13 protein-coding genes and 1 tRNA gene are annotated in these 15,682 nt (G+C 45.9%); 8 read left to right on the top strand and 6 right to left on the bottom strand.

Features of this window, described 5'->3' with window-relative positions:
* Positions 1-42: 42 nt before the first annotated feature.
* Positions 43-336, bottom strand: coding sequence for a hypothetical protein (locus CHA6605_RS25530; RefSeq protein WP_015162260.1), 294 nt, complete (start codon positions 334-336; stop codon positions 43-45).
* A gap of 182 nt (positions 337-518) precedes the next feature.
* Between CHA6605_RS25530 and CHA6605_RS25525 the strand changes: the two genes are divergently transcribed.
* The 3 genes from CHA6605_RS25525 (at position 519) to prmC (ending at position 2,660) form a co-directional block, all read left to right on the top strand.
* Positions 519-590, top strand: a tRNA-Asn gene (locus tag CHA6605_RS25525).
* Positions 591-875: 285 nt separating this feature from the next.
* On the top strand, positions 876-1,631 hold the full coding sequence (locus CHA6605_RS25520; protein WP_015162259.1) for a Tic22 family protein: 756 nt from the start codon (positions 876-878) through the stop codon (positions 1,629-1,631).
* 114 nt (positions 1,632-1,745) lie between these two features.
* On the top strand, positions 1,746-2,660 hold the full coding sequence (gene prmC / locus CHA6605_RS25515; protein WP_015162258.1) for a peptide chain release factor N(5)-glutamine methyltransferase: 915 nt from the start codon (positions 1,746-1,748) through the stop codon (positions 2,658-2,660).
* Positions 2,661-2,778: 118 nt separating this feature from the next.
* On the opposite strand, the gene CHA6605_RS25510 is transcribed toward prmC, so the two are convergent.
* Positions 2,779-2,967 carry a hypothetical protein gene (locus CHA6605_RS25510; RefSeq protein WP_015162257.1) on the bottom strand — a complete coding sequence of 63 codons (189 nt, stop codon included), beginning with the start codon at positions 2,965-2,967 and terminating at the stop codon, positions 2,779-2,781.
* A 464-nt stretch (positions 2,968-3,431) separates the two neighbouring features.
* On the opposite strand from CHA6605_RS25510, the gene CHA6605_RS25505 reads away from it, so the two are divergent.
* Positions 3,432-5,606 (top strand): glutamine synthetase III family protein, encoded by a 2,175-nt coding sequence (locus tag CHA6605_RS25505; RefSeq protein WP_015162256.1) that lies wholly within the window; start codon positions 3,432-3,434, stop codon positions 5,604-5,606.
* A 317-nt stretch (positions 5,607-5,923) separates the two neighbouring features.
* On the opposite strand, the gene CHA6605_RS25500 is transcribed toward CHA6605_RS25505, so the two are convergent.
* On the bottom strand, positions 5,924-6,781 hold the full coding sequence (locus CHA6605_RS25500) for a prephenate/arogenate dehydrogenase (RefSeq protein WP_015162255.1): 858 nt from the start codon (positions 6,779-6,781) through the stop codon (positions 5,924-5,926).
* Between the two features lie 406 nt (positions 6,782-7,187).
* Here CHA6605_RS25500 and psbA point away from each other — a divergent pair, with 406 nt between their 5' ends.
* Positions 7,188-8,270 (top strand): photosystem II q(b) protein, encoded by a 1,083-nt coding sequence (psbA, locus tag CHA6605_RS25495; protein WP_041549986.1) that lies wholly within the window; start codon positions 7,188-7,190, stop codon positions 8,268-8,270.
* A 275-nt stretch (positions 8,271-8,545) separates the two neighbouring features.
* Here the strand turns inward: psbA and CHA6605_RS25490 are convergent, their stop codons facing one another.
* Entirely contained in the window at positions 8,546-9,673 is a 1,128-nt protein-coding gene (locus CHA6605_RS25490) for an amidoligase family protein (RefSeq protein WP_015162253.1), read from the bottom strand.
* A gap of 132 nt (positions 9,674-9,805) precedes the next feature.
* The gene (locus CHA6605_RS32060; RefSeq protein ID WP_015162252.1) at positions 9,806-10,756 is read right to left on the bottom strand and encodes an RICIN domain-containing protein; all 951 of its coding nucleotides are present in this window, start codon (positions 10,754-10,756) and stop codon (positions 9,806-9,808) included.
* Between the two features lie 177 nt (positions 10,757-10,933).
* Here CHA6605_RS32060 and CHA6605_RS25480 point away from each other — a divergent pair, with 177 nt between their 5' ends.
* Both CHA6605_RS25480 and CHA6605_RS25475 read left to right on the top strand, forming a co-directional pair.
* The gene (locus tag CHA6605_RS25480) at positions 10,934-12,187 is read left to right on the top strand and encodes a competence/damage-inducible protein A (RefSeq protein ID WP_015162251.1); all 1,254 of its coding nucleotides are present in this window, start codon (positions 10,934-10,936) and stop codon (positions 12,185-12,187) included.
* 296 nt (positions 12,188-12,483) lie between these two features.
* Positions 12,484-13,401 carry a type 2 periplasmic-binding domain-containing protein gene (locus CHA6605_RS25475; RefSeq protein ID WP_015162250.1) on the top strand — a complete coding sequence of 306 codons (918 nt, stop codon included), beginning with the start codon at positions 12,484-12,486 and terminating at the stop codon, positions 13,399-13,401.
* Between the two features lie 222 nt (positions 13,402-13,623).
* Here CHA6605_RS25475 and lipA read toward each other — a convergent pair whose 3' ends face one another.
* The gene (gene lipA, locus CHA6605_RS25470) at positions 13,624-14,523 is read right to left on the bottom strand and encodes a lipoyl synthase (protein ID WP_015162249.1); all 900 of its coding nucleotides are present in this window, start codon (positions 14,521-14,523) and stop codon (positions 13,624-13,626) included.
* Positions 14,524-14,856: 333 nt separating this feature from the next.
* On the opposite strand from lipA, the gene CHA6605_RS25465 reads away from it, so the two are divergent.
* Positions 14,857-15,594 carry a response regulator gene (locus CHA6605_RS25465; RefSeq protein WP_015162248.1) on the top strand — a complete coding sequence of 246 codons (738 nt, stop codon included), beginning with the start codon at positions 14,857-14,859 and terminating at the stop codon, positions 15,592-15,594.
* Positions 15,595-15,682: the final 88 nt, after the last annotated feature.

Here is a 15,682-nt window from a genome sequence, read left to right as displayed (position 1 = left end):
AGCGTCACCCAGTCACCTCTTCCCCTCGTCCCCCGTCAAATTCTACCGTCGAATCACAGCTCGAAGAATGCCTAAAAATGCTCTAAAAGACTGAATGCGATCGATGGTTTGCAATTGTTGTCGATAGAGCTGGTAGAGCCTTTCGATTTGCAGGCGGCTGTTGGCGATCGATGCTGGGGCATTCTCCAATCCAAGATTGCAGTCTCGCTCCCACCGATCGCACCACTTAGTCAATGCGATTAATTGTCTGCGAAACCGCCTCACCCATACCGCGATCGCTAAAATGATGATCGCCAGCGCGCAATTGCAGCAAATTACCGCGATTGCTAAATCCATAACTCTCATGCCCCAACAGTACAGTCAAGTCTTAGATTAACAGCTATTTCATCCGCTGTGGCACTCCGGAGATCGGCGTTACTGAGCTGAGGTACGAACCGAAAAAAGTTTTAAAATCTACTTGCCAAATTTCAAGCGATGGTGATATTATATTAACAGTGTGAAACATCACTAAAACATAGTCCTCGGTAGCTCAGTGGTAGAGCGATCGACTGTTAATCGATTGGTCGCAAGTTCGAGCCTTGCCCGGGGAGTAAGCAAAATAAACCACCAATAGATTGATAGAGAGGCTAGAAAGTTATCTAGTCTCTCTGTTTCCATATAAGCTTTAGGTCGGGAACCAATCAGATCGGCTCATAGTCGGAACTTCTTAGCGACGATCGCTTTAGGTTAAAATTATTGAGTCCTTAGCGAAAATCTATCCTGCACGCCCCAAGTTGGTAGCGCAATACGATCCAACCTGCCGAGTATCGACATCTCGATCGCCAACAGACACCCGGACAGTATCTCAAATACTAGCCATCTTTTAGTATCACACAATGTTTAAATCGTTAATTCTTCCGCTCGCGATCGTGGGTGCAATGCTCGCACCGATGGCGATTGTACCCCAACCCGCACGCGCACTTCCCGAAGCGCAAATTATTGAAAAACTTCAGAAGGTGCCAGTATTCACGATTACTAATGGTACGGGCAACTTCCTCCAGCAGAGCATCAAAAATGGGGGCGCGACTCGCACGATTACGCCAGTATTTATGGAATTGAAAGATGCTGCCGCTCTATTAAAAAAGCTTAGAAAAGAGCAGCCACAGCAAAGTAAAGTAGCGCAAATTACGATCGTGCCGCTGAGCGAAATTTATAAAATCCAGTCAGAGATGCAAAAAAAATCTCCTGGCGTAAGCTTTGTATTTTTCCCGACAGAGCGACAACTCAAAAACGCGCAACTGCTCAAAAAGCCGTTTCAAGCTAATGCTTTGTATCCAGTACCGTTATTTATGGTTGCGATTAAGCAGCAAGACAAATATGTAACGGTACAGGAGAATAATTTAACACCGCTATTTCTGGACAGACAACAAGCCCAACAATGGTTGGATCGCGTGAGAAAAAAAGATCCTAAATTAGTCGCCAAAGCAGAAATCAAGGTTAATTTTCTGCATGTCGTATTGCAAGACTTTAAAACCAAAAATTATCCCGCACAACAGCAACTAGTATTCGTGCCATCTGCTGAAAGTGTCGAAAGCATCCGCAAATTACGCGCCGTGCAAACTAAACCTGCCACAACTAAGCCCAAGCCTTAATGAGGGCAGAAGGGAATAGGCTTTAGGCTTTAGACTTTAGGTTTTAGGATGCTTGCGTCTCCACCCATCCACTCCTCCGCTCCCCGCTCTCCTAAAATCTCATATACGATCGAAATGTCAGACAGCTTAGTTACCGGAAGAGAATTATGGGCTTGGCGGAGATGGGCGCGAAGTGTTGCGGCACCGGGAAAGATTAGCGAGCGCGAGATCGATTGGTTGCTCCAATCCGTTGCTAACTTAGATCGGCTCACTTTGCGGTTAGAATCGATCGCACCAGATCGATCGATTCCGATTTCAATGTCACTCGATCGATTATCGGCATTGTGGCACGATCGAGTAGCAAATCATCAGCCCGTGCAGTATTTAATCGGCACTGCCTTTTGGCGAGATTTCGAGCTAGTGGTTTCGCCTGCGGTTCTAATTCCCCGTCCCGAAACAGAATCGATAATCGATATTGCCATAGCCAATGCTAATAACCTGCAAAAACAGGGCATTTGGGTCGATTTAGGGACTGGGAGCGGTGCGATTGCGATCGGGTTGGCGAAGGAGTTACCAGATGCCCAGATCTATGCGGTAGACTACAGTGCGGCTGCTTTAAAGATCGCTTGCCTAAATGCGACAAAGTTAGACGTTATCGATTCTGATGCTCGGCGGCTACGCCAACGGATTACTTTCAGTCAAGGCAATTGGTGGTCGTCTATCGCCCACCTTCAGGGACGAGTTGCCGGAATGCTCTCTAACCCGCCATATATTCCCTCTGAGGAGGTGCTGCGGTTGCAACCCGAAGTTGTCAAGCACGAGCCGCACTTGGCCTTAGATGGCGGTTTTGATGGCTTGGAGGCGATTCGGGTTTTAGTCGAAACCGCACCTGCATATCTTCAGCCAGGAGGGATTTGGTTAATCGAAATGATGGCGGGACAGGGTTGTGCTGTAATAGAGCTACTAACAAAACAGGGTAGTTATACAGACATAGAAATTATCAACGATCTAGCAGGACACGATCGCTTCGCATTAGCGCGACGCAATTAATTTGTAGACGTGCCCTTCGTGGATACCCTCAGATCGACACTAAGCACTAGCATCTTTGAAACATGGCAAAAACTGGATAGAGACAATTGCCTCTACCCTGGCAGATCGAGCGTAAAATTTAATAAGCGAGCGTTTCGAGCGTTTCGCGCAAATAGCGTTGGACGCGAGCGTCAAGATTGAGATTGGATTGTTCTAAGGTCGATAGTTGCGATGCCCAGTGTTGAAATCCCGAACTAGCAGCGATCGCTTGTTTGAGGCTAGTCCAAACCGAAGTATCGTTCGTAGGTGTGGAGGAGGAGTTATTCATCGTAGAAACTATGCCAAAAGGTAAATGATTTTGTGGTGTTAAGAATCTTGGAGACAACTTTTGTTACATTTTCCATCATAACTTAATTTAATAGACTGTCCAGTTGTTGGTGAGAACATCAGCCAAACAGCAGAGCTGGAGGAAAGTCACTCTCGATCTCCGAGCGAGAGCTTAAGATAATTGCTAGAAATTTTTAGATCTCGCAATACCATGAGATAATGTCGCAAATCGAGTCAGAGAAATGAGTTAAACCAAATATGTAGCGACACCTTTGTTACCAAACTTGTTTGGGCTGGGTTATCTCAACCAATGTGACGTTAAATACAGGTAGCTACTGACTACTCAACAGCGAAAATATTGTCGAACACACATCTATCGCTGTCAATCGGTATCATATGTACCTATTTTAGGTATGGATCGCAATTATTATTTATTGGTGTCAAGAGCCAGAGAGGAAAAAAGCTGTGAGTGGAAATGAATCCCGAATGCAAGCAATTTATCAAATTACCAACCGCGAGCCAATGCCCCCCAAGGCTCCCAAACGGTTGGAAGATCTATGGGCGTGCGATGTCTTCACTTTGAGCAAGATGCAAGAAAGCCTGCCCAAGGATGTCTTTAAATCTGTTAAAAAGACGATTCAAACTGGCGAATCGCTAAATATCGACATCGCAGACTCTGTAGCAGTCGCGATGAAAGATTGGGCGATTTCTAAAGGCGCGCTTTACTACGCTCACGTCTTTTATCCGCTGACTAATGCCACTGCTGAAAAACATGACGGTTTTGTTTCCGTCCAAAGTGATGGTTCGGTCATCTCTGAGTTTGCTGGTAAGCTCTTAGTACAAGGCGAACCCGACGGTTCTTCCTTCCCCAATGGTGGCATCCGTTCTACCTTTGAAGCACGCGGTTATACAGCTTGGGACGTCACTAGTCCAGCCTTTATCATGGAAACCGATAATGGTTCCACCTTGTGCATCCCGACGGTGTTTGTCTCTTGGACTGGCGAAGCTCTCGACAAGAAGACGCCCCTGTTGCGATCGAATGCCGCAATGAATAAAGCCGCAACCAGAGTCCTCAAAGTATTGGGCAACAGCAACATTGCACCCGTCAACTCCAGTTGTGGCGCAGAACAAGAATACTTTTTGGTCGATGCCAACTTTGCCAACAGTCGTCCCGACTTGTTGCTCGCAGGCAGAACTCTGTTTGGGAAACCACCTGCCAAAGGTCAACAATTTGACGACCACTACTTTGGTGCCATTCCCGAACGCGTACAGGTGTTCATGCAAGATGTCGAAGAAAAACTCTACCGACTCGGCATTCCTGCCAAAACCCGCCACAACGAAGTCGCACCCGGTCAATTTGAAATCGCGCCTTACCACGAGGCTGCCAACGTTGCTACCGACCACCAGCAACTGATCATGACCATGCTCAAGACCATGGCCAAAAAACATGGCTTCATGTGCTTGCTGCATGAAAAACCGTTTGCAGGCATTAATGGTTCGGGCAAACACGTCAACTGGTCTGTCGGTAATGCCACCCAAGGCAACTTATTAGATCCAGGCGACAATCCCCACTCTAACGCTCAATTCTTAGTCTTCTGCGGTGCGATCATTCGTGGTATTCACACTTATGGCCCACTGTTGCGTGCGGTAATTGCTACAGCTAGCAACGATCACCGTTTGGGTGCCAACGAAGCTCCACCAGCAATTATCTCGATCTATTTAGGCGATCAATTGCAAGATGTTTTCGAGCAAATCAAACAAGGAAATCTGAAGGGATCGAAATCTAAAGGTGTGATGCACATTGGTGTCGATACCTTACCGATCTTGCCCACAGATGCAGGCGATCGCAACCGGACTTCACCATTTGCCTTCACTGGTAACCGTTTTGAGTTCCGCGCAGTCGGTTCGGGACAGTCGGTGGCAGGGCCATTAGTGGCAATGAACACGATCCTGGCGGATTCTCTCAATTGGATGGCCGATAAATTAGAAACGGAAACAGCTAAAGGCACCGAACTCAATGTGGCGATTCAAACCGTACTCAAAGAGGTAATCGACAACCACGGCGCAGTGGTATTCAATGGCAACGGTTACTCTGAGGAGTGGCACAAAATGGCAGTTGAAGAACGCGGTTTGCGTAACCTGCGGACGACAGCAGATGCTTTACCCGTACTGAATGAAGAAGCGATCGTCAAATTATTCAGCAACCTGGGTATTCTCTCGCCTGTAGAACTGGCCAGCCGTTACGAAACTTACGCCGAACAGTATATCAAGTCGATCGAGGTCGAAGCTAAACTAGTCATCAGCATTGCCAAAAAGCTGATTTATCCAGCCGCCAGCCGCTACTTGACTGACTTGTCTACGACTATCGCCGGACTCAAAGAAATCGGCGTTGATTTCGATACTGAATGTGCCCACAAAGTCTCTGGCTTGACTAAATCGATGATGGATTTAGTCAGCAAATTAGAATCTTCCTTACACAATGAAGATTTTGACTCGATGGAAGCACACATGCAATATCTCGTCAAAACCGTGCGTCCGTTGATGGATGATGTCCGCAAATATGCAGACGGACTCGAAGCTGAAGTCGCCGACGACCTATGGCCGTTGCCTACTTATGAGGAAATGTTGTTTATTAAATAACATTCGATCTTGTCAGCCAGCCAGCGATTAAAATCGCGGCTAACGGTGCAAAGTCGGCCTTCTCTGCGAAACGCTAAGCGAATGCGGACTAAGCTAATAGTCAGCAATTTCAATCGTTCCGGTTTAATTTTCTACCACTTTAGCGATCGAGATAGCAGTTTCTAGCTGCCTAGATTAATTATTTATAACTAAGACTATTCGATCGAATGGTCTTTTTTTGTGCTTGGCGTTTCCCATCATTGACACTGGTCTATTCCCGACGCCTTATCCGCTAACCTCAACCCTCCATACACCGATCTCCGACTTTGGCAGGAGGTCTAATCATGAATATCTTTACTATCTAAAAATTCAGGGCGTGCGGCTTGATTATTGGTTAACAAATCCTTAATTTCTGTCCATTCGTTTTGTTCGATCGAGTTAATTACACTATCCAACCGATCGCGATAGCCATGCAATGCCTTCAGCAGCGCATCGCGATTGTATTGTGCCATCATCATCCCCATTTCGGGGTTGCCAGCTCCCACCCGACTGGTATCTCTAAAGCCAGTACTGGCAAACTTTTTGGCCAGATCGAGAATTGTCGGATCGGCTTGTGCCAAACAAGCACCAATTAAGCTGCCACTCACCATTACGGGTAAATGGGAAATCCACGCCACCGCCAGATCGTGTCGATCGGGAGTCGTATGATAAATGACAGCATCGAGCGATCGTACTAACGCCTCAACTGTATCGAGAGCAGAAGGGACTGTAATTGGTGTTGGGGTCAAAACATAAGGGCGATCGGCAAATAGACCCTTTTCAAAGGCCGCAATCCCACTTTCTGAGTTGCCAGCCATCGGGTGTCCGCCTACAAAATTCGGCCATATTTCTGTCGCGCGATCGACGATCGCGCCTTTGACAGATCCGGCGTCGGTGATAATCGTCTGCGGATCTAGCAACGGTACTAGTTGCACCACCATCGGCAGAATTGCGGCAATTGGGGTACAGATAAAGATAACCTCAGTATCCTTAAGGCTTGCCAGCTCACAACTGGCTCGATCGCACACACCTTTACCGATGGCAATTTCACAAGTCTGCTGCTGACGGCTAACACCAACTACTTCATGACCTAATTGGCGCAAATCCCAACCCAGCGACGCGCCGATTAATCCAATTCCAACGATCCCAATCTTCACAATTTGTCTGTTATTAGTGAGTTGTTCTATTGTGCCATGAGGAGTTTTGGATTTTGGATACTGCGGCGGCGTTGGCGACAGCCTGCCCTAAATATAGGCAGACGGCACGCGAATTGCTGCTATCCACTATTTTCACGATCCTAAGTATCTAACTTTGTCACTACGGATAGAGTAAGTAAAGTGACTAGTGGTGAAGAACTGTCGATCCAGATCGATGTCGCCAGAAATTCAACTCAGCTCGCTATGTGTGCAAAAGATGACTCGATCCCCAGTCATAACCAAACCTGATGACTCCCATAAGGTCTACAAACCTGAGAAAGGTTTACAAACGTTAACAATCGAGTTAAATTATGTACATACATCAAAAACATTCCGTTCCACCAGGAACACAAGCAATCATAAAACCATGACCACAACCTTACAACGCACCCAGAACGCGAACGTCTGGGATCGCTTCTGTAGTTGGATTACCTCCACCGAGAACCGCATCTACGTCGGTTGGTTCGGCGTCCTGATGGTACCAACCCTCCTCTCCGCAACAATCTGCTTCATCATCGCCTTCATCGCCGCTCCTCCAGTAGACATCGACGGTATTCGCGAACCAGTAGCAGGTTCCTTAATGTTCGGCAACAACATCATCTCCGGTGCTGTTATTCCTTCCTCCAACGCTATCGGTCTTCACTTCTACCCCATCTGGGAAGCAGCTTCCTTAGATGAATGGCTATACAACGGCGGTCCTTACCAACTAGTAGTATTCCACTTCTTAATCGGTATCTTCTGCTACATGGGTCGTGAATGGGAACTCTCCTACCGCCTCGGTATGCGTCCTTGGATCTGCGTCGCTTACTCCGCTCCCGTAGCAGCAGCAACCGCAGTATTCTTAATCTACCCCATCGGTCAAGGTTCTTTCTCTGACGGTATGCCTTTGGGTATCTCCGGTACGTTCAACTTCATGATCGTATTCCAAGCTGAGCACAACATCTTAATGCACCCCTTCCACATGTTGGGTGTAGCTGGTGTCTTCGGTGGTAGCTTGTTCTCCGCTATGCACGGTTCCTTGGTAACTTCTTCCTTAGTTCGTGAAACAACTGAAGTTGAAAGCCAAAACTATGGTTACAAATTCGGACAAGAAGAAGAAACTTACAACATCGTTGCAGCTCACGGCTACTTCGGTCGTTTAATCTTCCAATACGCTTCTTTCAACAACTCCCGTTCCTTGCACTTCTTCTTGGGTGCATGGCCTGTAGTTGGAATCTGGTTCACTTCCTTGGGCGTAAGCACCATGGCGTTCAACCTCAACGGTTTCAACTTCAACCAATCTGTAGTTGACTCACAAGGTCGTGGCATCAACACTTGGGCAGACATCATCAACCGCGCTAACTTGGGTATGGAAGTAATGCACGAGCGTAATGCTCACAACTTCCCGCTCGACTTGGCTGCTGGTGAAGCTACTCCTGTTGCTTTGACTGCTCCTGCTATCAACGGTTAATACCTGTTTGATTTGAGAGATTAAAACCCCCCTCACACTGGTGTGAGGGGGGTTTTGCATAGATGTCCAAAATATCGCAACTGCCAATGAGATTAGGACATAACCCCGACTTCTTGTAAGAAGTCGGGGCTATGTCCTAAGGTTTAATAATGTCCTAATTACTCTGAGTACTGCTATAAGTAGGTAGGCGCAATTATTTGTAAAATAGATTTTGTCTGAAACCTAGCTGATGAGCACTACCTATCTTATATTTAATTAGGCTCACCTACTTAAGACTAATTATTTTTTTCCTTCAGGGACTTTTTAGCAAGATCTAACCAATCATTTTTCTGAGATTTAGATAAAGGTAAGATATCTAGTAAAGATTTGGTATTTTTGATCGAGCATACCTTAACTTCTCTAGTTTTGATGATTTTTGACTCCAGCGAACACTCTAAAATTGCGGCAAATAAAGATGCAGCCTCGACGATCGGTTGACTTTCAAGATAGACTGGCAAAATCCGCACTTCGATCGTATTTTTATGAGGAATATTTTGAATACAATTGACTAGATTAAAATCACAATATTTAGTTAGATTGGCTGACTGCAATTTAGCTTGAGCTTCTGGCCAATCGAGATTGCGAAAGCCTGGTGCTGAGACTATTTCGACTAGAGAATTAGACCAGCGACCCAATCGTCGGCAATGTGGATTGGTACGCATCAATTGTTTGAGAATATCGCCATAAATCCAGAGTAAATTCACAAGATTGGCGATCGCATGAGCCGATTGCATCGCAGTCGCATCGAAATGAATGTGAGTCGCGCCCTCCAGAGGAGCCGTAAAATTAAGCGATCGAGCCAGACTTAATAATTCTTCTAATCGCTCGGCATGATGTGTAGATATTGGAGCTGTAATTAGCTCGCATGGTCGCTCTCTTTCGCCCGGTAATGGGGCAGCGATCGCGATCGAAGCCCCAACCTCGTCATTAACTCGAATCATGCCGCCCTGGCCAGATTCGGGTAAGGTGCCAAACAACCGCGCGATCGGTTGCATCACTTCTGCCAATGGTAGTTGTGGATCTGCTTGCTGTTTAATCAGTCGCAACAATCGTTCGTCATCGCTGACGATCCGATACCAACCAGGTTTTGGTAGCGCATTACGATTGAGATCGGCTTGCAATGTCAGATCGTCTACACATTTGGCGATCGAATTTTGCTGGGCATCTAATACTTCATAACCCAGCGTTAAATTATGAAAAATCGGCACGCCTGGTACTTTGCTCGGCTCGGATTGAGGATGAAAAAACGATCGAATACTACCTTGATAACGATCGCTAATCGCTTGTGCTAAGTCGAGGCGACTTTTGCGCAATGGGGCTAACAATTCAATCTCAATGCCAATTTTCCAATTAATCTCGGTCACGATCTTTTGCTCTCAATTCTCAATTACAGCACTTTTCTGTTTGTAAGGTATATAAACCCGACTTCTTGTAAGAAGTCGGGTTTTTGAATTTATTAAATGGTGTACCTCGATCGAGTTGCAATCTGCTGTAATTTAAGGAGCATCACTCTTGACCCAGTATTGTCCTGAAAAATCACCACATTGAGCCATCGTCAATCGATTATTAGTACCATCATTGATAATATCCAAGCACTTACTCGCACCTGTAAATTGAGTTGTCAATCGATAAGTACCGGAATTTTTATTACTCGGCGATAGCTTCCAGAATTGACCAGAAAAATTACCACAGGTAGCCATTGTCAATCTATTGTTTCTACCATCATTGATAATATCCAAACACTTATTTGTGCCTGTAAATTGAGTTGTCAATCGATAAGTATCTGAATTTGCTCGACTGGGAGATAGCGTCCATTGCTGGCCAGTAAAATTGCCACATTCAGCCATGGTCACTCGATCGTTTCTACCGTCATTAATAATATCTAAACATTTATCCCGTCCAGTAAATAGATTAGTCAAACTAGATGTGCGCGCCCGACTAGAGATCGGCTGGTTACGATCGGATTTTTTAGAAGCTTGATAGGCTTCGCGGACGACTTTTTTGGCTAGGGCTAAATTACCGTATTCTAATTTACTCGTCAGGCTGGATTTAGCCGTTTCGACAGGGATATTCCAGTAGGCGGCGAGTGCGACAGCATCTTCATAACTAAAATTGCTACTATAGTTACAAACCCCCTGTCCGCTATAAGTTCTACGTGCGGCTGCGAGTTTATTTGAGACGCGACCTGGAAAGGCGGCATAACCGAGAATCATTTTACCCGCTCTAATTTTGGCACCATAGGGGTTAGTTTGCCAAGCAGTAGCCAACATTTGAGCATCGCAGTAACTATAACCACTATTAAAAAAAGCATTAACAATCTGCTGGGTTTGGGACTGAGCAGAGGCAGGTTGAGGCAATAGATTCAAACCACAAAAGACAATGAAGCCCAGGAATGAAGTGCGACCGATAAGCTGTAAGAAAGATTTAGCGGTTGTGGTTTGGGACATTTGCTTGGATAAATTAGAGAGTATAGTAAAGTATATGAGTAACTACGTAACTCTCGCCATTCATTACGTAAATGTTGCACAAGCTTAATTAAAGATAACGATCGCTGCACTCGATATATCTCTATCTTTATTCGATCGAATCGTCCACACTCATCCCTATAACTCCCGATCTAACTTATGGCTGCTGAAGTAATCTGTGTCGGTACCGAATTATTACTCGGTGATATTCTCAATAGTAATTCTCAATATTTAGCCAAAGAACTTGCCGAGCTAGGAGTACCGCATTTTTATCAAACAGTAGTAGGGGATAATATCGATCGAGTCCATCAAGCGATCGAGATTGCTGCTAATCGATCGAGTATCTTAATTTTTACAGGTGGTTTGGGGCCGACACCAGACGATTTGACAACAGAATCGATCTCCAGTTATTTTAATACGCCATTAGTAGAACATTCCGAAGTCATTGCCGATATTCAGCAAAAATTCGCTCAGAGTGGGCGAGTAATGACACCGAGCAACCGCAAACAGGCACTCCAACCCGCAGGTGCCGATCTTTTGCCCAATCCTGCGGGGACGGCACCAGGAATGATTTGGCAGCCGCGAGCGGGATTGACGATCTTTACTTTTCCAGGCGTTCCGCGCGAGATGCAACGCATGTGGCGGGACACAGCCGTTCCGTTTTTAAAAACTCAAGGTTACGGCCAAAGTACGATTTATAGTCGCAGTCTGCGCTTTTTTGGCATTCCCGAAGCCGCCTTAGCCGAAAAGGTGAATCATCTCTTTAACTCTGCCAATCCCACAGTCGCTCCATATGCAGGCAAAGGCGAAGTCCGATTGCGGATTTCAGCAAGAGCGGCAAATGAGGCAGAGGCAAACGCGCTCATCGAACCGATCGCGCAGGAAATCAAACAAATTGCTGGGGTGCATTATTATGGTGAAGATGAGGATACGTTGGCTAGTGTCGTCGGCGGATTATTAAAAGCCAAAGGGCAAACTCTATCTGTAGCCGAATCCTGTACTGGTGGAGGTTTGGGTCAGATGCTGACAGATATCCCTGGCAGTTCTGAATATTTTATGGGTGGGGTAATTTCCTATGCCAATCGCGTCAAAATCGATCTCTTAGACGTGAATGCTGAGGATCTGGCGGCTGAAGGTGCTGTAAGCGAGATCGTGGCACGACAGATGGCGGCGGGGGTCAAGACTAAGTTGAGAACTGACTGGGGGGTAAGTATTACAGGTGTTGCTGGCCCTGGTGGTGGCACGGACACTAAACCTGTGGGGTTGGTGTATATCGGTATTGCCAGTCCAAATGGGAATGTCGAGGGAATTAAATATCAGTTAAGCTCACAGCGGGAACGAGAGTTGATTCGCCGGATGTCTGCCTCTCAGGGATTAAATCTGCTCAGACAGCGGCTACAGATAGGGGATTAGGATTCAAAACCAAGGATGTCGGAGCTGTTTCAAGATGATGAGAGTATCTCTCCCCTGAGAGCGAATCTCCGACTTTTGTCGGATACGAATTGCTAGATCGATCGGTTACGATTGGGTCAAAACATAATCAGCTACGTAACAGATCGCCAATATTTGGCGATCTCGATCGTGATAATACCCAAACGATTCTCTCAACAATGAGTCTGCCTCATCTATCCGAGATCGCTAATTCTAAACTTTATATTAACTAATCCCTAATCTCCTCACCCTTATCATCCATCCCTTATTTAAAAAATATGATTAGCGAGAAATCAACCACATCTAATATGTTTGACTTAGATGACGAGCGATTAATTGAAAAATTCATTCAAGGTAGCAATCAACTCTTAGCTAGTCCGAATCTACGATTAGAGGTGACTGGGGGAGTATCTCAACTCCTAGCTCGCAATGGCGATCCGATCGCCATTATGTACTTACAAAGCAAACCGCGTACCCTAATTGTCAAACATGGCTCGCCATTTTTAGAATTAATCGATCGGATGTCGATCGAGCGAGATTTTGTAATGTTTGGCGATGCCAGCCGTCCGGGTTTTATCGAATATAGACATTATGTAACGCCTGCTGGCTATCGAATTTGGTATACAGATCCATCAATTTTGTGGAAAAAATGGTGGCCGACCGAAAGATTTCAAGATAAACAGCGGTTTAATATGAATATTTTGGTCAGTTTTAAAAGTAGCTGGTATCCAGTGCAGAATATCAATGTAAATGCAGGTACTTTTACGATCAAAACAATCGCGGGTCAACTCGTTCTCAAGCGCGATGATAAAGTCTTGTGGCTGGCTCAGGTTATGCAAGAAAGTCTTAGGAACACTACAGATATTCATCAATCAAAACCAACGCCAAAATCATCCGAATCACTAACAGTTATTGATGAATTAAATCGTCATGCGTCTACTGAGTTATCTGAAAAAATCCAATCTAAAACTTCAACAATCGAGCCAGAAAATGCTTGGCCGATGATTAAGCAATTAGAAGAAAAACTCCAAGCTCAAATTAAATTGAATAGCGAGCTAGAAGAGAAATTCGATCGCTCGGAGAGTAGGGCAACGATCGCCGAACAAAGATTGCAAATAGTCTATAAATATCTTCAAGATAGTGGCATCGATCCGCGCGAAATCTATAAAGGAAGAAAAACAACCACAATTAATTGAGGTGCGATCTTCACCAGGTAACATAGGTGTACAGCATCCCCAAATGGGGAGGAGTGAACCAGATAGTTCGCACTCGCAATCCTCTATTTTTCTGCTAAGGTAGATGCTACAAAGGACGGAAAACAGTAATTGTTGACGATCGATTAGCTAAACCTCCGGGAGGTTCCCGCCCGTTTGTGTGCGTCAAGAGAAGAGAACGCATCCGCAAAATCCAAAATCCAATCATTCTCCTGCATGATAGGAACTCCTTACCAATGGTGCCGATCGAACGTGATTGAATCCTAGTTCGCGGGCGATTTCTCCCAATCGATCGAATTCGGCGGGAGTCCAATATTTGACGACTGGTAGATGCTCTAACGACGGTCGCATATACTGTCCCAATGTGACGCGATCGCAATCGATCGATCGCAAATCTTGTAAAGTTTCGATAATTTCGGCTTCAGTTTCGCCATGTCCCAGCATCAGCCCCGACTTTGTGGGAATGCTTCGATCTAACTCCTTGACATAACCGAGCACATCTAGCGATCGCTGGTATTTTGCCCCCCGCCGCACCCGATCTTGGAGTCTGGCTACCGTTTCGACATTGTGATTGTAACAAGCTGGTTTGACGCCAACTACAGTGGCAATCCGTTGTTGCTGCTGCTGGCGGGCATCCTTGCCGCTCCAAAAATCTGGAGTCAGCACTTCTACTTGAGTCTGCGGGTTGACAGCCCGAATTGCCGCGATCGTCGCCACAAAATAACCCGCACCGCCATCCTCCAAATCGTCCCGCGCTACCGCTGTCAATACCACATATTGCAATCCCAGTAGTGCAACCGCCTCAGCCACTTTTTGGGGTTCTTGAGGATCTAACGGCATCGGCGCGTGTCCTTTATCTACTTGACAAAAACCACAACTTCTGGTGCAAGTAGGCCCCATCAACAAAAAGCTCGCAGTTTTCTGACTGTAACATTCACCGCGATTGGGACAGCGACCTTCTTCGCAGATCGTATGGATCTGACGCTGCTTGACGATCTGCTGCACTGTCGAAAGTTCGCTAGCCGTACCGATCGATCGCCGCAACCAACTCGGTAAAGCCTGAACTTCCGCGCGCCAATTGGCTAAGTCTGTAGGTGAGTGCATGGGTGTATGGGAAAGGGAGAGACGGGGAGAGGAGAAAGGGAGAGACGGGGAGACGGGGAGATAGGGAACGCAGTTCCAAAACCTAAAGCCTAAAACCTAAAACCTAAAGCCTAAAGCCTAAAACCTAATCCCTATCCCCTATCCCCTAATTAAATTGTCGAGCAGGAGTCGATCGATGTTACCCTTGAATCTTAGCAATTCTCGATTAAGATCGGAATTTATAGGGAATTTTATTTATTTGCACTGAAACTGGGTTCGATCGTCTGAATTATAAGGATAGGAGTAACGACGAGTACAACACCTAAGTTCATAACAGACAAAAAGGAGTCAAGTGTGGCAACTAGCAAAATCTTGGTAATTGATGATAGCCGCGTAATCAGGAAGACAGTGCGCGATATGCTTCCAGAGGGAGACTTTGAAGTAATCGAGGCAAAAGATGGGCTGGAGGGCATCAACTTTGTCGAAAAAGAACACCCTGCGCTGATCATGTTAGATTTTATCTTGCCCAAACTCAGTGGGTGGGATGTATTTCAGCAAATTCAAGCACATCCAGAATTTCAGAAAATCCCCCTGGTATTAATGTCTGGGAAAAAAGAGGAAGTCACTAGTAAGATTTCCGAACCCTTTGAATTTTTTGAATTCATCGAGAAGCCATTCGATCGAGTCGTGCTAGCTGAAGCAATTCGGGTAGCGATGACCAAAGCGCGCAAAGCTCGTCCTCGTGTAGCAGAGCTACCAAGCGCAGTCGTAGTGCCAACCGAATCGCAAGTTAACAATGACGACCTCTCGGAGTTACAAGCACAGCTTACTCGCGCTCACGAGCGGATGGCCGAGCTACAAACTAGCACCGATACCGAAATTCAAGCATTACGATCGCAGCTTGCAGCCGCAGAAAGCGCGCAACATGCCCAAATTCAACAGTTAATGGCAAGTTTCCAAGCTTTCGAGCAAACCAAAAATACCGAACATCAAGCCACTGTTGAAAAGGTCATCCAGCTTGAAACTGAGGTCGATACTCTGAAAAAACAACTGGGGCAACTGGTTGTATTAATCAAGAAAAGATTGACTTAGTGGATAGTAGATAGCGATTTGCGTAACTCCTCCAGAGTGGCTGTGCCAACGTCGGGTTTTCCGATGGCGATTTACAGATTCTCTTACC

The organism is Chamaesiphon minutus PCC 6605 (assembly GCF_000317145.1).
Classification (GTDB): domain Bacteria; phylum Cyanobacteriota; class Cyanobacteriia; order Cyanobacteriales; family Chamaesiphonaceae; genus Chamaesiphon; species Chamaesiphon minutus.
Note: the sequence above shows the minus strand (reverse complement) of the source record. Positions and strands in the feature narration are given on the sequence as shown.

Coding starts and splice junctions, on each gene's coding strand:
- CHA6605_RS25475 (WP_015162250.1), top strand. CDS start 12,484: ATGATTAGCGAGAAATCAACCACATCTAATATGTTTGACTTAGATGAC.
- CHA6605_RS32060 (WP_015162252.1), bottom strand. CDS start 10,756: ATGTCCCAAACCACAACCGCTAAATCTTTCTTACAGCTTATCGGTCGC.
- psbA (WP_041549986.1), top strand. CDS start 7,188: ATGACCACAACCTTACAACGCACCCAGAACGCGAACGTCTGGGATCGC.
- lipA (WP_015162249.1), bottom strand. CDS start 14,523: ATGCACTCACCTACAGACTTAGCCAATTGGCGCGCGGAAGTTCAGGCT.
- CHA6605_RS25520 (WP_015162259.1), top strand. CDS start 876: ATGTTTAAATCGTTAATTCTTCCGCTCGCGATCGTGGGTGCAATGCTC.
- CHA6605_RS25530 (WP_015162260.1), bottom strand. CDS start 336: ATGGATTTAGCAATCGCGGTAATTTGCTGCAATTGCGCGCTGGCGATC.
- CHA6605_RS25510 (WP_015162257.1), bottom strand. CDS start 2,967: ATGAATAACTCCTCCTCCACACCTACGAACGATACTTCGGTTTGGACT.
- CHA6605_RS25480 (WP_015162251.1), top strand. CDS start 10,934: ATGGCTGCTGAAGTAATCTGTGTCGGTACCGAATTATTACTCGGTGAT.
- prmC (WP_015162258.1), top strand. CDS start 1,746: ATGTCAGACAGCTTAGTTACCGGAAGAGAATTATGGGCTTGGCGGAGA.